This is a genomic window from Halomonas sp. SS10-MC5 (assembly GCF_015992245.1).
GTDB classification, from domain to species: Bacteria; Pseudomonadota; Gammaproteobacteria; order Pseudomonadales; family Halomonadaceae; genus Halomonas; species Halomonas sulfidoxydans.
The window spans coordinates 4337820-4358768 of the sequence record NZ_CP065435.1 but is presented as its reverse complement, the minus strand read 5'-3'; the positions used below and the strand labels follow the sequence as shown (position 1 = coordinate 4358768).

Here is a 20949-nt window from a genome sequence, read left to right as displayed (position 1 = left end):
TCGAAAAAGGAAAAAGCAGAGGGATGGTCGGGCGGGTGTCGCTAAAGCGGTATAACCTCCAGCGCGCCGAATAGCCCTGAAAGTCGTGAAAAAGACAAAGGATTCAATAAGTTGCCGCGACCATAACCTTGGTTATCGACATGAAAAAGGTTATGCCCCTTCGTCGCGCCGTTTCTTCAGCCGCTTGCTCAGCGCCGGCTGCGAGATGCCCAGCCAGCGCGAGGCCATGGTCTGGTTGCCTTCGGCGCGCTGCATCGCCTCCTCCACCAGCAGGTCGGCCACCTCGTCCAGCGTCGGCAGCGGTTCGTCGGGTGCGAACACGGCCCGCTGACGGTGGTGGAGAGGGGCCTCGTCCCCGCGTGCCTGGTCGATGGCGCGCTTGAAGGCCGCCATGGAGAGCGTGCGGCTGCGGTGCTGGCTCATGGCATCGTAGGCCATGGCGCGCAGTTCGCGCACGTTGCCGGGGAAGGCGTAGTTGCCCAGCAGCACGGCAAGCTCCGGCGGATAGCTCGGCTTGCCCTTGCCAAGTTCCGCGGCCGCCTCGGCGAGGAAGTGGTCCAGCAGCAGGGCAATGTCCTGCTTGCGCTGGCGCAGCGGGGGGATATGCACCTGATGCGTGCGCAGGCGGTAGTAGAGATCCTTGCGGAAGGTGCCCGCGCGCTGCTTCTCGGCCAGGTCGTGGTGCGTGGCCACCACCACGCGGGCCTGGAGGCGCTTGGGCCGGTCGCTGCCCAGCGGGTAGTACTCGCCCTCCTGGAGCAGGCGCAGCAGCTTGACCTGGGAGGCCAGGCTGAGATCGCCGATCTCGTCGAGCAGCAGCGTGCCGCCCGCGGCCTGCTCGATCATCCCGGCGCGCGGCTGCTCGGCGCCGGTGAAGGCGCCGCGCTGATGGCCGAACAGGGTATCGGCGAAGACGTTGTCGTCGAGCCCCGCCACGTTGACGCAGACCAGCGGCCCCCGACGACCGCTCAGGGTATGCGCCGCCTTGGCGATCAGCTCCTTGCCCACGCCGCTCTCGCCGGAGATCAGGATCGGCTGCTGGGTCAGCGCCACCGACTCCAGGTACTGGAAGACCGCGCGCATGCCCTTGTCGGCGGTGACGATGTGGGCGAAGGCCTCGGGCCGCTCCAGGGTGTCGTCGAGCACGCGCCGGCGCAGCGCCTGGTTCTCCTGGCGCAGCTCCTGCAGACGGATGGCGCGGCGGATGCCCTCGACCAGGCGGCTCTCCTCGTCGGTCTTGACGAAGTAGTCGAAGGCGCCGAGCTTGATGCAGCTGACGGCGCTTTCCACCTGGTTGAGACCGCTCACCACGATGACGCCGACGTCGGGGTACTCCTCGACGATGCGCGCCAGCAGCTCCTCCCCCGACAGGTGGGGCATGGTCAGGTCGAGGGTCACCAGGCCGATGTTCTCCCGCGCCAGGATCTCCATGACCTCGCGACTGTCATGGCAGCGGTGGATATGGTTGATCCCCCCGCTGCGCTCCAGGGCGATGCCCAGGCTGCGCAGGAAGGAGGGCTCGTCGTCGACGAGCAGCACACCGAAGGCGGGGTAGAGGCTCTGCGTCATGGCGTGTCTGGCTCCTGCTGTCGAAGCGGCGTAGCATCGGGCGTCGCCGCGCCGGGCTTCGCGGCCGGCAGCGACAGGATCACCCGGGTGCCGCGGCCGGGCTGGGAGTCGAAGGTCAGCCCCCCCTGGTGCTCGCTGACGATGCCGGCGGAGACGGACAGGCCCAGGCCGGTGCCGCCACACTCGCGGCGGGTGGTGAAGAAGGGGTCGGTCAGCCGGTGCATGGCCTCGGGGGCGATGCCGCGGCCCTCGTCGCACACCTCCAGCAGCACCCGCCCCTCGGCGCGAGCGTGGCGGGTGGTGAGGCGAATGCCCTGGGTGGGCCGCTCCAGCGCCTGGCAGGCGTTGAGCACCAGGTTGATCACCACCTGCTCGATGCGCTGGGCGTTGCCCGCGAGGGGCGGCAGGTCGTCGGCATACTGGACCTCGAAGCGGCCGGTCGCCTGGCGGATCGAGTTGTCGACCAGGCGCACGGCGGTGGCCACCACCGCATTGAGGTCGACGGTGTCGGCCGGCTCGTCGCCGCCCTGGCGGGCGAAGTCCTTGAGGTCGCCGACGATGCGCTTGATGCGCCGCGTGCCCTCCTGCATGTCGTCGAGCATGCCGGGGATCTCCTCGCGCATGCGCGAGTAGGGCAGCCCGCCGAACGGGAAGTCGCCATGGGCACGGTAGTGTGCCTCGAGGATCGGCTCGGCGTCGTCCCAGGCCTCGCGCAGCACCGGCAGGTTGAGCAGCAGCAGGCTGCTGGGGTTGTTGATCTCGTGGGCCACGCCCGAGACGAGCACGCCGAGCGAGGCCATCTTGTCGGCCTGGATCAGCTGCTGCTGGTGCTGGCGCAGCTCCGCGGTGCGCGCCGCCACCTCGCGCTTGAGCATGCGGTTCCACACCACGATGGCCCCCAGGATCAGCAGCAGCAGCGCGGAGAGCGCCGCGCCGACCTGACCGACCTTCTGCCACGGAATGCCCTCGCGGCCCTCCAGCGGCCCCAGCCACTTGTCGTAGATCGCCTGGTGACGGCCGGTGTTCTTGAGGATGGCCAGCCCCTCGCTGAACTTGGCCAGCAGGTTGGCGTCGCCCTGGCGCACCGCGTAGCCGTAGCGCAGCGCGAAGGGTCGCGCCACCGGCACCAGGTTGGTCAGCCCCAGCTCGCGGCTGAGGTAGAGCGCCGGCAGGTTGGCGACCAGGGCGTAGTCGTGCTGGCCGGCGGCCAGGGCCCTGAGCGCATCGGCATGGGTATCGACGGGGATCACCTTGGCGTCGATGTCATGCTCGATCAGGTAGTCGTGCATGATGTCGCCGCGCTGGACGATCACCTCCTTGCCGCGCAGCGCCTCGACCTCCACCACCGGGTCGCCGCGGCGGGCGAAGATCGACTGGTGGACGATGGCGTGAGGGGGCGCGAAGTCGAACTGCGCGGAACGCGCCTCGGAGTAGGACATGCCCTGCAGGATGTCGATCTCGCCCTGCTCCAGCCCGCGGCGCACCTCGCTCCACGGCTTCAGCTCGATGCGCACCTCGATGCCCATCACCTCGGCGATGGCCCGGGTCAGCTCCACGTTGTAGCCGGCCGGCTCGCCATCCTCGTCGAGGAACTCATAGGGCGGGTGGTAGTGATCGCCGCCGACGACGATCACTTCCCCGTCGGCATCGGCAGCGTCCGTCTCGGCCTGCCCCCAGCCCGACACGGGCACGGCGAGGCAGGCGGCCAGTGCCATAAGCCGCATCCACCCCTTGGCGCTGGAAGATAGCCTTCGACAGGGCCGCGAACGGCTCGCCTTCATGGTCGTGTTACTCGATATTCTGGATCTGTTCTCTCATCTGCTCGATCAGCACCTTGAGCTCCACCGCGCAGCGGGTGGTGCTGGCCACCGCCGACTTGGAGGAGAGGGTGTTGGCCTCGCGGTTGAGCTCCTGCATCAGGAAGTCGAGGCGGCGCCCCTTGGGGCCCTTCTGGTCGAGCTGGCGCGCCACCTCGCCGACATGGGTCTCGAGCCGGTCGAGCTCCTCGTCGACGTCGGCCTTCTGGGCGAGCAAGACCAGCTCGGCCTCCAGGCGCTGGGGTTCGAGCTCGGCCTTGACCGCCTCGAGCCGCTCCAGCAGCAGGGCGCGCTGGCGCTCGAGGATCTCGGGCATCAGCCGGCGCACCTCGGCGACCTGCTCGCCCACGCCGGCCAGGCGCTCGCGAATCAGCGCGGCGAGCTTGTCGCCTTCGCGCGCGCGGGCCTCGATCAGTTCGTCGAGGGCGGTCTCGAACAGTGCCGTGGCCTCCGCCTTCACCGCGTCCAGGTCGACCCCCTGGGCGTCGAGCACGCCGGGGTGGTCGAGCAGCGAGAGGGCATCGGGCATGGCGACCTGGGGCAGCGCCTCGCGAATCTCGCCCAGCGCTGCGGCCAGCGCGACCAGCCGGGTGTGGTTGACGGCCAGGGTCTCGCTGATATCGGTGGGTTCGAAGCGCAGGTGGCACTCCACCTTGCCGCGCGCCAGGCGCGTGCGCAGCGCCTCGCGAAAGGCGGGCTCGAGGTCGCGCAGCGCCTCGGGCAGCCGGAAGAAGGGCTCCAGGTAGCGCTGGTTCACCGAACGCAGCTCCAGTTGCAGGCTGCCCCAGTCGCCTTCGCGGCTCTGACGGGCAAAGGCGGTCATGCTGTGTACCTTGCTATGGGCGACCATGGCGACTCCTCGTTCGATCGGCTGCGCCGTTGCCGGCCAGCCCGGCGACATCTCGGACAAGGAGTGTAACCGATTCCCCGGCCCGACCGTGTAGAATGGCCAGCCATTCGATGCCTCGCCGATGCCGCGACATCGTCCCGATCGTTCTTCGTCTTTCGAGAGGTACCATGGCTTCCCAACCCTCACGCCCGAGCGGGCGGCGCCCCGACCAGTCCCGCGAGATCCGCCTGACCCGCGACTACACGCGCCACGCCGAAGGCTCCGTGCTGGTGGAGTTCGGCGACACCAAGGTGCTGTGCAACGCCAGCGTCGAGGCCGGCGTGCCGCGCTGGCTGCGTGGCAAGGGGCAGGGCTGGGTCACCGCCGAGTACGGCATGCTGCCGCGTGCCACCCATACCCGCGGCGGCCGCGAGGCGACCCGCGGCAAGCAGGGCGGGCGCACGCTGGAGATTCAGCGCCTGATCGGCCGTTCGCTGCGTGCCGCGGTGAACCTGAAGAAGCTGGGCGAATTCACCGTCACCGTGGACTGCGACGTGATCCAGGCCGACGGCGGCACGCGCACCGCCTCGATCACCGGCGGCTGCGTGGCGCTGGTGGATGCCATCCGCTACCTGCAGCGCAAGAAGCTGATCAAGGGCGATCCCTTCCAGCAACTGGTCAGCTCGGTCTCGGTGGGACTCTACAAGGGCGTGGCGGTGGTCGACCTCGACTACCACGAGGACAGCGGCGCCGAGACCGACATGAACGTGGTCATGGCCGAATCGGGCGGGCTGATCGAGGTGCAGGGTACCGCCGAGGCGGGGGTGTTCTCCCGCGAGCAGCTCAACGCCATGCTGGAGCTGGCCGAAAATGCCGGGGCCGAGCTCTTCGAGCACCAGCGCGAGGCACTGGGCATTCGCCGCTGAGATCATTCCCAGGGTGAAACGCATAGCGCCGGCTCAAAGGCCGGCGCAATGCAGCCCGAGCCGGGCCGCGACGAAAGGGTGGCGCTTACAGCGTCAGGTCGTACTCGACGAACAGCGGGGCGAACTCGCTGAAGGTGGCGTCGTAGTCGATCCAGGCGTCGACCACGTGGCGGCGCAGGTTGGGGCCGACGATCTGGTAGTCGATCCGCCAGCCTTCCTGGCGCGAGCGCGGCACTTCCTGGTCGAGCTTGGGCCACCAGGTGTACTCGCCGGCGTCGCGGTTGACCTCGCGGAAGGTGTCGATGAAGCCGGTGGGGCCGAACACCTGGTCCATCCAGGCGCGCTCCTCGGGCTTGAAGCCCGGCGTGGCCTGGTTGTCGGCCCAGTTCTCCAGGTCGACGGTCTTGTGGGCGATGTGCCAGGTGCCGCAGATGATGTACTCGCGACGCTTGCGCGCCATCTTGTTCAGGTATTCCTGGTACTGAGCCATGAACGCCTGCTTGGCGGCGTAGTCGCTGCCGTCGGGCATCAGGAAACTGGCGATGCTGAAGCGGTCGTAGTCGGCCTGCAGGAAGCGCGCCTCGTGGTCGCACTGGGGGAAGCCCAGCCCGTACATGATCGCCTTGGGAATCTTGCGGCAGTAGAGCCCCACGCCGGAGAAGCCGTCTTCCTCGGCATCCAGGAAATAGCCCTCGTAGCCCTCCGGGTAGAGGATGCTGTCATCCAGCTCGAAGCTCTTGGCCTTGAGGTTCTGGACGCAGATGACATCGGCGTCCTGCCCAGCCAGCCAGTCGAGGAAGCCTCGCCCGACGGCCTCGCGGATTCCGTTGACATTGATGGTGGCAATTTTCATACATGGTCCCTTTGACGTCGCGCGTGTATGATACCCGACGTTTCGACGTTTGGGTAAATGGCCCGCATGGATATTCGTGGTAATACACGCAATTTCCTTCCTTGGAGCCTATGAATAGCAGGGGGAGCGCCGTGTCGGCCAGCATGCATGCCTATCAGCGTGAGTTCATCGAGTTCGCCATCGAACAAGGCGTGCTGAAGTTCGGCGAGTTCACCCTCAAGTCGGGTCGTGTCAGCCCCTATTTCTTCAATGCCGGCCTGTTCCGCAGCGGCGGCGCCCTGGCGCGGCTGGGGCGCTTCTACGCCAATGCCATCCAGGCCAGCGGCGTGGGCTTCGACGTGCTGTTCGGCCCCGCCTACAAGGGCATCCCGCTGGCGGCCACGACGGCGGTGGCGCTGGCCGAACAGTACGGCCGCGACCTGCCGTTCGCCTTCAATCGCAAGGAGGCGAAGGACCACGGCGAGGGCGGCAACATCGTCGGTGCCGAGCTGGCCGGGCGCATCCTGATCATCGACGACGTGATCACCGCGGGTACCGCCATTCGCGAGGTGATGGCGCTGATCGAGGCCGCCGGGGCCGAGGCGGCAGGCGTGGTGATTGCGCTCGATCGCCAGGAACGCGGCCAGGAAGGGGGCAAAATCAAGAGCCAGAGCGCCATTCAGGAGGTCGAATCGCGCTACGGCATGCCCGTCATCAGCATCGTCACGCTGGACATGGTGCTGGCCTATCTCGAGCAGCAGGCCAGCGAAGAGTTTCGCGGACATGCGGCCGCCATTCGCGACTATCGCGCGCGCTATGGCGTCGCAACCGGTTGATGTTCAGTCACGTTATGCGCGCAGTGAGCAAGGAGTCATCGATGAATACGCTCGGACAGTTCGCCAGGGCCGCCCTGGTCTCGGGTATCGTATTTGCCGCCAGCGGCGCCCACGCCGCCGGCAGCCTGGATCTCAACCTCGGCGCCGATGCCATGCAGTTCGAAGCCGCCGGCGAGATCACCCAGGGCGTGGCCCTGGGGGGCGGCGTGATCAACAGCGAGTATCGCGAGGACGCCACCATCTACCATGCCCAGTTGCTGGGCGTTCAGCGCAACCGCGATCGCGACGTGGGCATCGGCGCGCGCTGGACCCAGTTCGATACCGACTACGGCAACGGCGGCGGTGTGGGCCTGGGTGGCTACGGCTATGTCTACCTGCCGCAGGCGCCGGACGTTTCGCTGGGCGGCTACGGTTTCTATACCCCCGGCGCGGTGACCAGCGGAGATCTGGACGACGGCTACGAGGTGGGCGTGCGTGCGCGCTACGCCTTTACCCCCAACGTCGACGGCTACGTCGGCCTGCGCCAGGCGGCGGCCGACTTCGACAACCGCCACGGCAGCCGTACGCTGGACCGTGGCGCCCAGGTCGGGGTCCGCCTGAGCTTCTGATCGACTCGCCGTACCGGCGGGCCCCGATGGGGCCCGCCAGCGCTCCCAGGCAGGCCGCCATGCTCGACGTCGTGCTGTTTGAACCCGAGATCCCGCCCAACACCGGCAACCTGATCCGGCTCTGTGCTAACAGCGGTTTTCGCCTGCACCTGATCGAGCCACTGGGCTTCGTGCTCGACGACAAGCGCCTGCGCCGCGCCGGGCTCGACTATCACGAGTGGGCCGCCGTCAGCGTACACCGCGGCTGGGCGGCCTTCGTCGAAGCCGTGAAACCGGAGCGTGTCTTCGCCGTCTCGACCCGCGGTCGCACCGGCTACCATGAACCGAGCTACCGTCCCGGCGATACCCTGCTGTTCGGCCCCGAGACCCGTGGCCTGCCACAGGCGATGCTCGATGCCTTGCCGCCGGAGCAACGCCTGCGCATCCCCATGCTGCCCAATAGCCGCAGCCTCAATCTCTCCAACGCCTGCGCCATCCTGGTGTTCGAGGCCTGGCGCCAGCTAGGCTTCGCCGGCGCGGCGACACCCGAGTGACGACCATGAGCATTCAGCAGCGTCTCGCCAAGCTCAATCCGCGCCAGCAGGAGGCCGTGCGCTACATCGACGGCCCCTGCCTGGTGCTGGCCGGCGCCGGTTCGGGCAAGACCAGCGTGATCACCACCAAGATCGCCTACCTGGTCCAGGTGTGCGGCATGAGCGCACGGCGCATCGCCGCCGTCACCTTCACCAACAAGGCCGCTCGCGAGATGAAGGAGCGGGTGGGGCAGATGCTCAAGGGCAAGGAGGGCCATGGGCTGACCGTCTCGACCTTCCACACCCTGGGACTCAATATCATTCGCGGCGAGCTCAAGGCGCTGGGCTACAAGCCGGGCTTCTCGCTGTTCGACCCGGAGGACGCCAAGGCGCTGCTGCGCGACCTGATGAACAAGGACGCCCAGGTCGATGCCGAGCAGATCAACGCCGTGCAGCACCAGATCTCGGCGTGGAAGAACGACCTGGTGCTGCCGGGCCAGGCGCTGTCCCACGCCGTGGATGAGGACGAACAGTACGCCGCGCGGGTCTACGAGGCCTACGTGCGCCACCTCAAGGCCTACAACGCGGTGGACTTCGACGACCTGATCCTGCTGCCGGTGGTACTGCTCAAGGACAATCCCGAGGTGCTGGCGCGCTGGCGGCGCAAGATTCACTACATGCTGGTGGACGAGTACCAGGACACCAACGTCTCGCAGTACCTGTTGGTCAAGCTGCTGATGGAGGAGCGCAAGACCTTCACCGTGGTGGGCGACGACGACCAGTCGATCTATGCCTGGCGCGGGGCGCGGCCCGAGAACCTGGTGACCCTGGGCGAGGACTTCCCGCGGCTCAACGTGATCAAGCTGGAACAGAACTACCGTTCCACCGGCACCATCCTGCGCGCCGCCAACACCCTGATCGCCAACAACCCCCACGTCTACGAGAAGACCCTGTGGTCGGAGATGGGCCAGGGGACGCCGATCCGCGTGGTGGTCAACCGCCACGAGGAGGCCGAGGCCGAGCGGGTGGCCAGCGAGATCCTCACCCGACGCATCAAGGAGTCAGCCTCCTGGCGCGACTTCGCGGTGCTCTATCGCGGCAACTTCCAGGCCCGGCTGCTCGAGCTCAAGCTGCAGCACTACCAGATTCCCTACAAGCTCTCCGGCGGCACCTCGTTCTTCTCGCGCAACGAGATCAAGGACGCCATGGCCTACCTGCGCCTGCTGATCAACCCGGCCGACGACAACGCCTTCCTGCGCATCGTCAACGTGCCGCGCCGCGAGATCGGCCCCGGCACCCTGGAGAAGCTGGCCAACTACGCCACCGAGCGCGGCGCCTCGCTGTTCGACGCCTGCCATGAGCTGGGCCTGGAGCAGCAGCTGCCGGCGCGAGCGGTGGAACGCCTGGGGCGCTTCACCCACTTCATCGATGGCGTGCGCCGGTGCATGGACGAGGGCGACGCCCTGGCGGCGATCCGCGGCATGCTGCACGAGATGGACTACGAGGCGTGGCTCTACCAGAACGCCAGCGCACCCACCATCGCCGAGCGGCGCATGGCCAACGTCTGGACGCTGATCGACCAGCTCGAGAAGTCGATGAAGCGCGACCCGGAGGAGATCGAGGCGGAAGAGAGCGCCGAGACCGACGACGTCGAGGCGGCCATCTCGCGGCTGGTGCTGCGCGATATCCTCGAGCAGCAGGCCGAGGAGGACGACACCGACAAGGTACAGCTGCTGACCATGCACGCCTCCAAGGGGCTCGAGTTCCCCCACGTCTACCTGATGGGACTCGAGGAGGAGCTCTTGCCCCACCGCAATGCCATCGAGGCGGGAACGGTGGAGGAGGAGCGCCGCCTGGCCTACGTGGGCATCACCCGGGCGCGGCGTACGCTGACGCTGACGCTCGCGCGCCAGCGCAAGGCCTTCGGCGAACTGATGGATTGCACACCGAGTCGCTTCCTCGACGAGCTGCCGCCGGACGACCTGGAGTGGGAAGGCCGTGCCGACAAGGAGGACCCGGACAAGAAACAGGCGCGGGGCCAGGACGCCATCGCCGGGCTGCGCTCTTTGCTGGGCTGAGGGCTCTCTACACAGCTGAAGGCTCTTGCCCACCGACGTAAACGGGGCGCCATCTGGCGCCCCGTCGTCACTTCATTTGCCTGCAAGTGCGGCTTACTTAACGGGCTCGACCAGGAAGTCCACGGCGGCACGCACCTCGTCGTCGGAAAGTCCCATGTTGCCACCCTTGGGCGGCATGGCGCCGACGCCGTTGATGGCGTGGTCGTACAGCGTCTCGATGTCCTGGTCGATACGCCCTTCCCATTCGCCGGCTTCGCCACGGCGCGGCGCACCGGCGGCACCGGTCATATGGCAGGCCATGCAGGCCTGGTTGTAGATCGCCTCGCCGTCGATGCCGGCGTGGGCGGGCTCGTCGCCCGCGGCCTCTTCGTCGGTAGACGCTTCCTCGACGGCCTCTTCGTCCGCGGGGGCGTCTTCGGTCGCCACGGCGGCGGCTTCGGCGTCCTCCTCGACGGGACCTTCTTCGGTCACGGCTTCCCCTTCGGCTGCTGCCGCTGCGTCGTCGGAAGCAGCTTCTTCATCGGCAGCGCCTTCGTCTTCACTGCCACCTAGTTCCGGCACATCCATCACCGGGTCGACCAGGTGGGCGGTCGCGGCGGCGACTTCCTCGTCGGAGAGGTTGGGATTGCCGCCACGCGCCGGCATGGCATTGAAGCCGTTGATGGCGTGATCCAGCAGCGTGTCCCAGCCTTTGTCGACGCGCTCGGCCCAGGCATCCTCTTCGCCGCGCACCGGCGCCCCGGCGGCACCGCTGTCGTGACACGCCATGCAGACCTGGCCGTAGATGGCTTCGCCATCCACGGCGCCGTCGCCACCCGAATCGCTCGCGGCGGCAGCGGCCGTGCCGCACTCCTCGCCCTGCAGGCAGAGCTCACCCACCGGCTTCAGGCGTTCGGCAATGGCATCGCGGTCCACTTCGGCCTGAACGGACGCGGCGCCCGCGGCCAGGCCCAGGGTGGCCAGACACCCCATGATCAGCTTGCTGGATTTCACTCTCACCACCTCTCGACGGTCCTGTAATCGTAATCTAATGGCGACGACGGCACGCGACAGCCGGAGCGCCGTGATGCACACAATGGGCGATAGTATACCGATATCGCAAACCGCTGGAAAACGCCGTTGCCCACGCCTTTGGCATGAGCCCTCGGCGCGCTCCGGGATGGCTGGTCAGCGCCGCGGCCGGCGAGTATCGTGATAGCGACCCTTCGGTGTGTTCCACTGGCGACGCGAGGCCTGCGTGTACGATTTCATCATTCTCGGTGGCGGCATTCTCGGCCTCTCCACGGCGATGCAGCTCAGCGAGCGCTATCCCGACAAGAAAATGCTGCTGCTGGAGAAGGAGAGCGGCCCCGCACGGCACCAGAGCGGCCACAACAGCGGCGTGATCCATGCCGGCGTCTACTACACGCCGGGCAGCCTCAAGGCGCGCTTCTGCCTCGAGGGCAACCGCGCCACCCGGGAGTTCTGCGAACGCCATGCGATTCCCTTCGAGATCTGCGGCAAGCTGCTGGTGGCCACCAACGAGCAGGAGATGCAGCGCATGGGGGCGCTGTGGGAGCGCACCGCCGCCAACGGGCTGGAGCGGGAGTGGCTCTCGGGCGAGGCGCTGAAGGAGCGCGAACCCCACATCACCGGGCTCGGCGCCATCTTCGTGCCTTCCAGCGGTATCGTCAGCTATGCCCGGGTGGCCGAGGCCATGGCCGACGAATTCCAGCGCCGTGGCGGGCAGATCCGCTACGACCACGAGGTCACCGCGATCGCCGAGCGTACCGGGGAGGTGATCGTCGGCACCTCGCGAGGGGAGTTCACCAGTCGCTACCTGGTGACCTGCGCCGGGCTGATGGCCGATCGCATCGTGCGCCTGCTGGGGCGCAACCCCGGCTTCACCATCTGCCCGTTCCGCGGTGAGTACTATCGCCTGCCCGACCGCCTCAGCGACATCGTCAGCCACCTCATCTATCCCATTCCCGATCCCTCCATGCCCTTCCTCGGGGTACACCTCACGCGCATGATCGATGGCTCGGTGACCGTGGGACCCAATGCGGTGCTGGCGTTCAAGCGCGAGGGGTATCGCAAGGGCGACGTCTCGCTGCTCGACATGGCGCGCATGTTCAGCAACCCGGGTATCCTCAAGGTGCTGGGGCGCAACCTGCAGCCGGGCCTGCACGAGATGAAGAACTCGCTGTGGCGGCGCGGCTACCTGGAGGAGGTGCGCAAGTACTGCCCCAGCCTGACGCTGGACGACCTCGAGCCGTGGCCCGCCGGCGTGCGCGCCCAGGCCGTCTCCCGCGACGGCCGGTTGATCGACGACTTCTTGTTCGTCAACACCCGGCGTACGGTCAACGTCTGCAACGCCCCGTCGCCGGCGGCCACCTCGGCGCTGCCCATCGGACGCCACATCCTGGAGAAGGTCGGCGAGATGATCCAGGCGTCGTGAACCGCGGCCCCTGGCACTTGCTCCACCTCAAGCGCACGAGGGAACCATGAGCGAGCGGCATCTCGCTGCCTGGCGCCACACTCTGTATCGGCAAGGGTATCTCGTGCTGACGGTGGCCGGGCTGCTGACATGGGCCCGGCTGCAGCCGGGAACGGCCAACGTGCTGCTGCTGCCTGCCTGGGCGGTTGCCGGCCAGCTGATCTTCGCCGGCAGCTTCGAGGCCGCGCGCCTGCGCCGGCGTGCCTGGCTGGGCCAGTACCTGCTGGCGTCGTCGCCCTGGCACCGCCGGCTGCGGGGCGGGCCGCTCATGGTACTGCGCCACCAGCTGCTCGGCCTGCTGCTGGCGCTGCTGCTGCTGGTGCAGCTCCGCCTGCTGCCGTCGGCCACCTGGGCGGTACTGGTGATGGCGGCGCTGATGCAGGGCGCGTTGCAGACCTTCCTGCATCGGCGTGCGGCACGCCACGTGGTCGCCGCCTATGCGCCCGCGTTGGTCCGTCGCCTGCTGGTCTGGCCCGTCGCTGTCCTGCTGGCGCTGCTGCTGACGTTGCTGGCGCTCTGGCTGCCACAACCCTACCTGATCGGGCTAGCCTGGGAAGAGGCCCTGGTGCGGCACGTCTCCACCGCGGCGGGCGGCACGCTGCTCGGCTTCTTCGAGCGTCTCGCCCAGGCCCTGGAGTTGACCCAGTACTGGGCCATGCAGAATGCCGTGACCCGCAGCGGGATCGGCGAAGGCCTGGCGCTGGTCGGCTGGCTGCTGCTGTTGCTGACGCAGAGCGCGTTCGCCTGGGCATTCGTCAGGCTGCTGGTGGGTGCCGACGCCCTGCGCAGCCGGCTGACGCGGCGACCCGAGAGCGGACGGGAGGAATCCGCATGACGACACGCCTCGAGACCGTTCGGCGCCTGCCGGCAGCAGCCTGGGTCCTGGGCCTGCTGCTGGCCGCGCTGCTGATGCTGGGCCTCGTCCCGGCCTACCACCTGATGCAGGCGCGCAGCGAGGCACCGCTGTTCCGCGTCGTGGTCGATGGCGAGACCCTGCTCCTCGATGCCGAGACCCATGCCGACCTGGGGCGGGAACTGGATCAACTCGCTTCCGGCCTCGACCTGCGGCTGCGCGACGAGATGCGCCCCTGGCTCGAGGTGCACATGAACGCCGCCTTCGTGCCGCTCGAGGCCGCGGTGCCGGAATACCTCGACTGGCACTTCTCGCTGCAGGGCAGCTATCTGCGCCTGGCCATGGCGCTGACGGGTGAACTCGATGCCTGGCTGGAGGCACAGCTGGCCGAGAGACTGATCGAGCGCAGCGGGTTCGAGGCCGCGCTGGTAGAGCTCGAGACCGATTACGCCACGCGTCTCGAACTGGCCCAGCGACGGCTGGAGCGCGAAGTCGCCCTGACCCTTCATGCACGCTACGGAGAGCGCCAGGCGGTCGCCACCTCGTCGCGGGAGATACGCGAGGTCGATCTCGACCTGGCGCTGCGACAAGCCTTCCGGCACCGCTTGGACGAGATGCGCTGGGGGACGGCGGCCGCCGGTGGCGCCTTTGGCGTCGCTGTCGGTCGGACGCTGGCCCAGCGACTGGTGGCGGGTACCGCCATGCAGGGCTCGCGAGCCATGGCCGCTCGGGTCGTGGCGCGCCTTGGCGGCCATGCAACGCGTTCGCTCGGCAGCGGAGCGACGGCCGCGGCGGCCGCCTCCCCGACCGGCCCCGCGGCGCTGCTGGCCGGCGCCACCGCCACGGCGGTGGCCCTGGCCGGCTTCGTCGGCACCGAGTACACCCTGCTCAAGGCCGAAGAGCTTCGCTTTCGCGACGCCATGGAAGCCGAGCTGGCCGGCGAGGTGGCGCGTACCCGGGTCGAAGTGCGCCGTGCGCTCGAAGCCGATGCCGCCCGCCGCGCCGAGGCGCTCGAACGCTACCTGACGCAGGCGGCCCACGATGTCGAGGCGGGCGCGGGGGTGCCGCAGGAGTACCGTATCCTCGTTCCCGGTCGCTGACTCGATGGAAACCACCAGGCTGGACAGTTTTGGCCCCGGCGGTTACGATGTTGGCCGCTTCTCGCAGCGCAACGCGCTGCCGGCGTGCGGAGTCGACAAGGCTTCCAGCGCCACCTTGCATAAGCGCCCGTAGCTCAGTTGGATAGAGTGTTGGCCTCCGAAGCCAAAGGTCGCAGGTTCAAATCCTGCCGGGCGCGCCACGAATTCGAAGCCCCACGGTTCTGCCGTGGGGCTTCTTTCGTTGGCGCTCAGCTCAGCTGCCGGCGCCAGCGGTTCTCGATGGTGTCGAGTTCGGCGGGACCGTAGCGGGCTTCGGCGTGGCCGCCGTAGTGCGCCCACAGCTGGTCGCCGAGGTCGTAGTGCCACCATTCGCTCGGCAGGTTGGTGAAGCCCTGCCCGGTCATTACCCGGTACAGCAGGCGGCGGTTGTCGCGGGCGCCGCGCTGCGCCGGGCTCAGCGTCTCCAGGCGCTCGAAATGGTCGCTGTGCGAGGCGGGCAGCGCCTCGTCGAACAGCGTGCCCATGTCCAGCGGCAGGCCGTCGGAATCGCACAGGGTGACGTCCACGGCGCCGCCGGTCAGATGCGGGCTCGGCGCTGCCGGGTCGCGGCTCGGCAGCGAGACGAATTCGCGGGTGCGCTCCAGCAGCTCCTCCTCGCCGAGTTCGGGATGGCGCAGGTGGATCGCCTCGTGCAGCGTATCGAACAGGTACTGCTGGACCCGCCAAGGGCGCCAGCCGTCCAGTACCGCCAGGCCAAAGCCCTCGGGTAGCGCCCGAGCTGCCGCCAGCAGCGCCCGGTAGACTCCCTCGCGTACGAAGCACTCCGGCACGGCCCCGGGAATGCCCAGCCGGGCATAGGCGGGAAACACCTTGATCGGTGGCGGCGCCAGGCTCATCGGCACCAGGCGTTCGCCGTTGTCGCGAATCGGCAGGCGGCTGACCGACTCCCAGCCGGGAAACGGCTGGCTGGGTACGGCCTCGGAATCAGGCAGGGTATGACGGGGCATGGGTCTATCCAATGGCAGCGGGCAGCCAGAGTGTCAGCTGCGGAAAGAGAATCAGCAGGAGCAGCACGCCGATGGCCGTCAGCACGAAGGGCCAGATGGTGCGGAACAGCGCGACGATCTCGATGCGGCTGACGGCGGCGGCGACGAACACGCAGGCGCCCATGGGCGGCGTGATCAGGGCGATGGTGATGTTGAGCGTGATGACGATGCCCAGGTGCACCGGGTCGATGCCCGCCATCATCGCCACCGGGGCGAAGATCGGCGTGAGCAGCATCAGCGCCGACACCTCCTCCATGAACATGCCGGTGACGAAGGTGATGGCACTGAGCAGCAGCAGGATCAGCACGGCATTGTCGATGTACGGAGCGAGCAGCGAGACGAACTGGGCCGGCACCTGGGCGTAGGAGAGCAGCCAACTGATGGTGGCCGAGGCCGCCATGATCAGGAAGATCGCCGAGGTGAGGCGGGCCGTGTCCAGCAGGGCGCGCCAGAAGTCGCCGAGACGCAGGCCGCCGAGCAGGATGCCGCAGAGCGCCACGTAGAGTGCCGTCAGCGCGCCGGATTCGGTCGGCGTGACGAAGCCGAGCACGATCCCCGCGACGATAATGAACGGAGCGATCAGTGCCGGCAGTGCGGCCAGCGCGGCGAGCCCGAGTTCGCCGAGGCGCGGCAAGCCGCCGCGCTTGGGCAGCCCGTGGCGCCAGGCATGCCAGGCGTTCATGCCCATGAAGGCGACCCCCAGCAGCAGCCCCGGGATCACGCCGGCGAGGAACAGGTCGCCCACCGAGGTGTTGGTCAGCGAGGCGTAGAGGATCATGAAGATGCTGGGCGGGATGATCGGCCCGATCAGCGAGCTGCCGGCGGTGAGGCCGGCGGCGAAGGCGCGCGAGTAGCCCTCCTTCTGCATGGCCGGTACCAGCAGCGAACCCAGCGCCGAGGTGTCGGCCACGGCGGAGCCGTTGACCCCGGCGAAGAACACGCTGGAGACCACGTTGACATGGCCCAGGCCGCCGCGCAGGTGGCCGACCAGCAGGCGCGCCAGGCCCATCAGGCGCTCGGTCAGCCCGCTGGCGTTCATCAGGTTGCCGGCCAGGATGAACAGCGGAATGGCCATCAGCGAAAAGACATTGATACCGCCGAAGAACTGCTGCGGCAGCATGCGCGCGATCATCGCAGGGTCGACGAACAGGAAGCCGACCACGGCGGTAACGAGCAGGGCAAGGAACAGCGGCAGGCCGAGCAGCACATGGGCGAGGAACACCGCCAGCATGGTGAGGATCATGCGACCTCCTCGGTGATCGTCGGCAGCGGTGCCGGGCCGTACCACAGCGCGTGCCAGGCGAGCAGGGCGAAGCCCAGCGGCAGCGACATCAGCGGTATCGTGCGACTGATGCCGAGCCCGGAGGTGGTGAACATGCCCACCGACAGGGCGTAGCGGTAGCTGAACCAGGCGCCGCCCAGGGCCAGAACCAGAGTGAGTAACCACTGGTAGAGGTTGAGCACCCGCGCCAGGCCGCGCGGCAGCAGCCGCTCGATCAGCGCCACGCGCATATGGCCTCCCTCGATCCACACGGCACCGGCGGCGAGCATCACGGTGGCGATGATCAGGAAGCGTGCCAGTTCATCGGTCCAGATCGGGGCCCCGCCGGCCAGGTAGCGCATGAAGACGCCGTAGAGGATGGCCGCCAGGTTGATCAGCAGCAGCGTGGCCGCAAGCGTCAGGATGAGTGTCCGGCTCACGGCCAGCACCCGTTGGCGAAGCGAAGGCATGGAAAACTCCGGCCGTCACGGGCGAGGGCCGGGTGGCCCTCGCGACATTGCGGGGTGGGTTCAGTCGAGCAGCTCGGTCATGCCGGCATCCTCCAGCGCCAGATCGATCCAGCGCTGGTCGATGCCGCGCTCGCGCAGCCATTCCAGATAGGCCGGCTGGCCCACCTCGCGGAAGGCGGCGATGTCATCCTCGGAAGGGCGGATCACTTCCATGCCCTGCTCCTCGAGGAAGGCGATGCGCTCTTCCACCTTCGCCTCGTTGTGCTCACGGGCGTTGCGGTTGGCCTCGGCCACGGCGTCGAGGAAGGCCTCGCGGGTGGCCTCGTCCCAGCCCTCGATCATCTCGGCGTTGCCGACCAGGAACTGGTTGGAGTACTGGATGTTGGCCAGGGTGAGATAATCCTGCACCTCGTAGAGGCTGCCGAGGATGATGTACATCGGGGGGTTCATCTGCCCATCGGCGACCCCGGTACGCAGGGCCATGTAGACCTCGGTCCAGGGAATCGGTGTGCCCGAGGCGCCGAAGGACTCATAGAGCGCCACCTGGCTCGGGTCCATGGCGCGGAAGCGCAGGCCCTCGAAGTCGTCGGGGTGGGTGATCGGCTTCTTGTTGTTGGTGAAGGCGAGGAAGCCGCCCTCTTCCACCACGGCGAGCATCTCGATGCCGGCACGTTCGTGCAGGGTGCTCTCGATCTCGTTCCAGTACTCGCCTTCGTCGAAGAAGCTGCGTGCCGCCTCGAAGTCCTCGAACAGGAACGGAATGGCGCTGACGAAGATCTCCTCGACCAGGGGTGACACGCCGGCGAACGAGGCCACGTTGAGGCTCGGCGTGTTCATGGTCTGCTCCATGCGATCCTCTTCCTCGCCGAGCATGCTGTTGGGATAAAGCTCGAGTTGAAGTTCGCCGCCCGTCTTCTCCTCGACCAGTTCCTTGAGGTTGGTGGCAAAGACATGCACGGCGTTCTTGTCCGGGTCGGGGGCGCCGTTGTAGCTCAGGTTGATGGTGGTGGCCGCCTGAGCGGTGCCGGCCGCCAGGGCGCCGGCCAGCAGGCCGGCAACGGCGAGTCCCTTCAGCACGGAGGGCAGGTCGCGGGTCATGAGGGTTCTCCTTGTGTTGTTGTTGACGGCAAAGGGCCGATGTCGTGCGCCTGGCACGGCATTCCATTAGCAGACTAGAAATTGATGCGTTGACTATGCAAGACCGCAAGCGTTGCTCTTGCAGCAACGCTTGCTACGACTCGCCCAGTCTGGGGGCGTCGCCTCGGAAGAAGCGCATGCCTTGGCGTAGATGCGCGACGCAGGCTCTGGCCGCCATGGTGAGCTCGCGCCCCTCCAGGCTGACGATCTGTGCACGGGCGCCGTTCATGACCGGGTAGGCCATGGGCAGGGCGAGGATCTCGCCGCGCTGGATCTCGTCGCTCACGGTCAGCTCGGGCATGAAGGTCACGCCGATGCCGGAGCGCACGAAGTTTTTCAGTACCGCCACGGAGTTGGTATGCAGGCGGGCGTCGAGGTGCACTCGCTCCTGGTGGGCTACCATGTTGACCATCTGGCGCATGCCGAAGGGATTGTCCATCAGTGCCAGGGGCGCGCCCTGCAGGTCACGCAGCCGTACCGGCCGTGCCAGTTCGGCCAGGCAATGCCTCGGTGGCACGATCAGGTCCAGCGGCTGGCGGGTCTCCACGTGGCAGCGAATCAACGGGTCGACCGGCGGTGCGTAGAGCAGCGCCAGGTCGACCTCCATGTCCTTGAGCAGCGACATCGCCTCGTTGACCCCCGCCATGCGGATCTCTACGTTGATGCCGGCGAAGGCGGACATGAACGCGCCCAGCGGCGCAGCGATCAGGTCGGCGATGAAGCCCTCGCCCACGGCGATGCGTACCTCGCCGCGGGCCAGTCCCTGGATCGCCATCAGCTGCGACAGCACGGCCTCCTCGGCGGCGCGCTGGGAGTGGAAGTGGCGGACCAGCAGGCGTCCCGCCTCGGTGGGGCGCATGCCGCCGCCGTGCCGCTCGCACAGCTTGATGCCGAGGTCTTCCTCCAGCGCCCTGAGCTGACGGCTGATCGCCGAGGCATCCACGTCGAGCCTGGCGGCGGCGCGGCGCAGCGAGCCTTGGCGGATCACTTCGTTGAGATAGGCAAGGGCACGCTGATTGAGCATGTAGGCTCCGGTCGGGATGGTGACGACATGATACCCGATGAGCCCGGAAGGCTAGCGCTACGCAATGGCAGGGGGCGGCATCGCGATTTGCCCAAAAGCGACGTGTGCTGCGTTCACATGCGACACCGAAAGGCCGCCTGCCTGGCGGCCTTCTTGCGTATGACCGATTTTTAACGTATCCGAGAGCGACATCTTGGATTATCTTGAAGGTCGGGCTTGCCTGATCGCGACACCTCGAGGCACCGATCCGCTGACCCGATCCCCGACTCATGACCCTGACACAGCACCCTGACGGGTAAACATGCCGACAACCATAACGACACGCGGCATCGGAGTATGACTATGGCCATGTCTTCCCAGGCTTCATCCGCTTCCCACGCCCCGAGCAAGGAGCCGGCGCCCCAGACGCTGGGTTTCCTGCTGCTGGACAATTTCACCCTGTTCTCGCTGGCCTCGGCCATCGAACCGCTGCGCATGGCCAATCAGCTGGCCGGGCGCGAACTGTATCGCTGGTTCACGCTGAGCATCGACGGCGGCCCGATCTCGGCCAGCGACGGGCTGCGGGTCACGCCCGACGGCGCCATCAGCATGCCGCTGGCGCTGGACATGGTCATCGTCTGTGGCGGCGTGGGGCCGGCGCGGGCCGTGCAGCGCGAGCACGTCTCCTGGCTGCAGTCCCAGGCGCGCCTGTCGCGGCGGCTGGGCGGCATCTGCACCGGCAGCTGGGCGCTGGCCAAGGCGGGGCTGCTGGACGGCTACGAGACCAGCGTGCACTGGGAGTGTCTGGCGGCGATGCGCGAGTCGTTCCCCCGCGCCGTGCTCACCACCCGGCTGTTCTCCATCGATCGCGACCGGGCCACCGCCTCCGGCGGCACCGCGCCGCTGGACATGATGCTGACCCTGATCGGTCGCGAGCACGGTCGCGAACTTTCGGCGGGCATCTCCGAGATGTTCATCTGCGAACGTATGCGCGGCGAGCACGACCATCAGCGGATACCGCTCAAGCACGTGCTCGGTACCACCCAGCCCAAGCTGCTCGAGATCGTCGCGCTGATGGAGGCCAACCTGGAGGAGCCCATCGCGCTCGAGGAACTGGCTACCTACGTCGACGTCTCGCGCCGGCAGCTCGAGCGGCTGTTCCAGAAGTACCTCAACTGCTCGCCGTCGCGCTACTACCTCAAGCTGCGCCTGACCCGGGCGCGCCAGCTGCTCAAGCAGACCTCGATGTCGATCATCGAGGTCGCCTCGGCCTGCGGCTTCGTCTCCACGCCGCACTTCTCCAAGTGCTATCGCGAGTTCTTCGGCCTGCCGCCGCGAGAGGAGCGCCTGGGCATGAGCCCGCTGCGGCCGCCGGTGCTGGCCGAGCAGCCGTCGGACAGCCTGCTGCTGCAGCCGGTCGCCTTCCAGCCCGTGGCGGAGCAGCCGATCTCGGCGGCGCTGATGGCGCTCGACAACGCTCGCGGTGAGCCGACCTACGCCAGCGTACGCCTGGACCATTGATGCCCACGACTCGCGGCCATGCGCCGCGAGTCGCTGCTTCTCTTTCCCGTGATGTCGCCCTCTTCCGCACCAGCG

Annotated in this window: 19 protein-coding genes and 1 tRNA gene; 10 read left to right on the top strand and 10 right to left on the bottom strand. The window is 67.8% G+C overall.

All coding sequences use genetic code 11. The annotated features are described in order from the left end of the window. Positions 1–150: 150 nt before the first annotated feature. From I4484_RS20400 to I4484_RS20390, 3 genes are all read right to left on the bottom strand, one after another. Entirely contained in the window at positions 151–1569 is a 1419-nt protein-coding gene (locus I4484_RS20400; RefSeq protein WP_197448972.1) for a sigma-54 dependent transcriptional regulator, read from the bottom strand. Then, positions 1566–3284 (bottom strand): transporter substrate-binding domain-containing protein, encoded by a 1719-nt coding sequence (locus tag I4484_RS20395; RefSeq protein ID WP_234283680.1) that lies wholly within the window; start codon positions 3282–3284, stop codon positions 1566–1568. Before I4484_RS20395 ends, I4484_RS20400 begins: the two co-directional genes overlap by 4 nt. A 73-nt stretch (positions 3285–3357) precedes the next feature. After that, the gene (locus I4484_RS20390; protein WP_197448970.1) at positions 3358–4236 is read right to left on the bottom strand and encodes a YicC/YloC family endoribonuclease; all 879 of its coding nucleotides are present in this window, start codon (positions 4234–4236) and stop codon (positions 3358–3360) included. Positions 4237–4403: 167 nt separating this feature from the next. Between I4484_RS20390 and rph the strand changes: the two genes are divergently transcribed. Continuing rightward, the gene (gene rph, locus I4484_RS20385) at positions 4404–5141 is read left to right on the top strand and encodes a ribonuclease PH (RefSeq protein ID WP_197448969.1); all 738 of its coding nucleotides are present in this window, start codon (positions 4404–4406) and stop codon (positions 5139–5141) included. 85 nt (positions 5142–5226) lie between these two features. On the opposite strand, the gene I4484_RS20380 is transcribed toward rph, so the two are convergent. Continuing rightward, complete coding sequence (locus I4484_RS20380; RefSeq protein ID WP_197448968.1) at positions 5227–5994, bottom strand: exodeoxyribonuclease III; 768 nt, start codon at positions 5992–5994, stop codon at positions 5227–5229. A gap of 143 nt (positions 5995–6137) precedes the next feature. Here I4484_RS20380 and pyrE point away from each other — a divergent pair, with 143 nt between their 5' ends. The 4 genes from pyrE to rep are packed head-to-tail and all read left to right on the top strand — an operon-like array spanning position 6138 to position 10007. Next, positions 6138–6809, top strand: coding sequence for an orotate phosphoribosyltransferase (pyrE, locus tag I4484_RS20375; protein ID WP_197451136.1), 672 nt, complete (start codon positions 6138–6140; stop codon positions 6807–6809). 41 nt (positions 6810–6850) lie between these two features. After that, entirely contained in the window at positions 6851–7417 is a 567-nt protein-coding gene (locus tag I4484_RS20370) for a YfaZ family outer membrane protein (protein ID WP_197448967.1), read from the top strand. A 59-nt stretch (positions 7418–7476) separates the two neighbouring features. Then, positions 7477–7950: a tRNA (uridine(34)/cytosine(34)/5-carboxymethylaminomethyluridine(34)-2'-O)-methyltransferase TrmL gene (gene trmL, locus I4484_RS20365; RefSeq protein ID WP_197448966.1), complete on the top strand. Its 474-nt coding sequence runs from the start codon at positions 7477–7479 to the stop codon at positions 7948–7950. A gap of 5 nt (positions 7951–7955) precedes the next feature. Beyond that, a complete protein-coding gene (rep, locus tag I4484_RS20360; protein ID WP_197448965.1) occupies positions 7956–10007 on the top strand; it encodes a DNA helicase Rep in 2052 nt (683 codons plus the stop codon). Positions 10008–10100: 93 nt separating this feature from the next. Here the strand turns inward: rep and I4484_RS20355 are convergent, their stop codons facing one another. Continuing rightward, entirely contained in the window at positions 10101–11000 is a 900-nt protein-coding gene (locus I4484_RS20355; RefSeq protein WP_234283681.1) for a cytochrome c5 family protein, read from the bottom strand. Between the two features lie 244 nt (positions 11001–11244). Here I4484_RS20355 and lhgO point away from each other — a divergent pair, with 244 nt between their 5' ends. The 4 genes from lhgO (at position 11245) to I4484_RS20335 (ending at position 14636) form a co-directional block, all read left to right on the top strand. Beyond that, positions 11245–12444 (top strand): L-2-hydroxyglutarate oxidase, encoded by a 1200-nt coding sequence (gene lhgO / locus I4484_RS20350; RefSeq protein ID WP_197448964.1) that lies wholly within the window; start codon positions 11245–11247, stop codon positions 12442–12444. Between the two features lie 46 nt (positions 12445–12490). After that, positions 12491–13318 (top strand): hypothetical protein, encoded by an 828-nt coding sequence (locus I4484_RS20345; RefSeq protein WP_197448963.1) that lies wholly within the window; start codon positions 12491–12493, stop codon positions 13316–13318. After that, positions 13315–14436, top strand: a complete 1122-nt coding sequence (locus I4484_RS20340; RefSeq protein WP_197448962.1) for a hypothetical protein — start codon at positions 13315–13317, stop codon at positions 14434–14436. Before I4484_RS20345 ends, I4484_RS20340 begins: the two co-directional genes overlap by 4 nt. A 123-nt stretch (positions 14437–14559) precedes the next feature. Then, positions 14560–14636, top strand: a tRNA-Arg gene (locus tag I4484_RS20335). 48 nt (positions 14637–14684) lie between these two features. Here I4484_RS20335 and I4484_RS20330 read toward each other — a convergent pair. The 5 genes from I4484_RS20330 to I4484_RS20310 all read right to left on the bottom strand — a co-directional run bounded on the left by I4484_RS20330 (position 14685) and on the right by I4484_RS20310 (position 19374). Further along, positions 14685–15443, bottom strand: coding sequence for a M15 family metallopeptidase (locus tag I4484_RS20330; RefSeq protein WP_197448961.1), 759 nt, complete (start codon positions 15441–15443; stop codon positions 14685–14687). A gap of 4 nt (positions 15444–15447) precedes the next feature. Then, positions 15448–16725, bottom strand: a complete 1278-nt coding sequence (locus I4484_RS20325) for a TRAP transporter large permease (protein ID WP_197448960.1) — start codon at positions 16723–16725, stop codon at positions 15448–15450. Then, positions 16722–17213 carry a TRAP transporter small permease gene (locus tag I4484_RS20320; RefSeq protein ID WP_197448959.1) on the bottom strand — a complete coding sequence of 164 codons (492 nt, stop codon included), beginning with the start codon at positions 17211–17213 and terminating at the stop codon, positions 16722–16724. Before I4484_RS20320 ends, I4484_RS20325 begins: the two co-directional genes overlap by 4 nt. A 60-nt stretch (positions 17214–17273) precedes the next feature. After that, positions 17274–18311 (bottom strand): TRAP transporter substrate-binding protein DctP, encoded by a 1038-nt coding sequence (gene dctP, locus I4484_RS20315; RefSeq protein WP_197448958.1) that lies wholly within the window; start codon positions 18309–18311, stop codon positions 17274–17276. 133 nt (positions 18312–18444) lie between these two features. Further along, positions 18445–19374, bottom strand: coding sequence for a LysR family transcriptional regulator (locus I4484_RS20310; protein ID WP_197448957.1), 930 nt, complete (start codon positions 19372–19374; stop codon positions 18445–18447). A gap of 348 nt (positions 19375–19722) precedes the next feature. Between I4484_RS20310 and I4484_RS20305 the strand changes: the two genes are divergently transcribed. Further along, positions 19723–20874, top strand: coding sequence for a GlxA family transcriptional regulator (locus I4484_RS20305; RefSeq protein ID WP_197451134.1), 1152 nt, complete (start codon positions 19723–19725; stop codon positions 20872–20874). The last annotated feature ends 75 nt before the right edge of the window (positions 20875–20949 follow it).

Bases quoted from the DNA above. Each gene is read 5' to 3' on its own strand.
- I4484_RS20380 (WP_197448968.1), bottom strand. From the start codon at position 5,994: ATGAAAATTGCCACCATCAATGTCAACGGAATCCGCGAGGCCGTCGGG.
- I4484_RS20340 (WP_197448962.1), top strand. From the start codon at position 13,315: ATGACGACACGCCTCGAGACCGTTCGGCGCCTGCCGGCAGCAGCCTGG.
- I4484_RS20370 (WP_197448967.1), top strand. From the start codon at position 6,851: ATGAATACGCTCGGACAGTTCGCCAGGGCCGCCCTGGTCTCGGGTATC.
- I4484_RS20325 (WP_197448960.1), bottom strand. From the start codon at position 16,725: ATGATCCTCACCATGCTGGCGGTGTTCCTCGCCCATGTGCTGCTCGGC.
- rep (WP_197448965.1), top strand. From the start codon at position 7,956: ATGAGCATTCAGCAGCGTCTCGCCAAGCTCAATCCGCGCCAGCAGGAG.
- I4484_RS20310 (WP_197448957.1), bottom strand. From the start codon at position 19,374: ATGCTCAATCAGCGTGCCCTTGCCTATCTCAACGAAGTGATCCGCCAA.
- I4484_RS20330 (WP_197448961.1), bottom strand. From the start codon at position 15,443: ATGCCCCGTCATACCCTGCCTGATTCCGAGGCCGTACCCAGCCAGCCG.
- I4484_RS20400 (WP_197448972.1), bottom strand. From the start codon at position 1,569: ATGACGCAGAGCCTCTACCCCGCCTTCGGTGTGCTGCTCGTCGACGAC.
- I4484_RS20345 (WP_197448963.1), top strand. From the start codon at position 12,491: ATGAGCGAGCGGCATCTCGCTGCCTGGCGCCACACTCTGTATCGGCAA.
- I4484_RS20390 (WP_197448970.1), bottom strand. From the start codon at position 4,236: ATGGTCGCCCATAGCAAGGTACACAGCATGACCGCCTTTGCCCGTCAG.
- I4484_RS20305 (WP_197451134.1), top strand. From the start codon at position 19,723: ATGTCTTCCCAGGCTTCATCCGCTTCCCACGCCCCGAGCAAGGAGCCG.
- dctP (WP_197448958.1), bottom strand. From the start codon at position 18,311: ATGACCCGCGACCTGCCCTCCGTGCTGAAGGGACTCGCCGTTGCCGGC.
- I4484_RS20320 (WP_197448959.1), bottom strand. From the start codon at position 17,213: ATGCCTTCGCTTCGCCAACGGGTGCTGGCCGTGAGCCGGACACTCATC.
- pyrE (WP_197451136.1), top strand. From the start codon at position 6,138: ATGCATGCCTATCAGCGTGAGTTCATCGAGTTCGCCATCGAACAAGGC.
- rph (WP_197448969.1), top strand. From the start codon at position 4,404: ATGGCTTCCCAACCCTCACGCCCGAGCGGGCGGCGCCCCGACCAGTCC.
- trmL (WP_197448966.1), top strand. From the start codon at position 7,477: ATGCTCGACGTCGTGCTGTTTGAACCCGAGATCCCGCCCAACACCGGC.
- I4484_RS20395 (WP_234283680.1), bottom strand. From the start codon at position 3,284: ATGGCACTGGCCGCCTGCCTCGCCGTGCCCGTGTCGGGCTGGGGGCAG.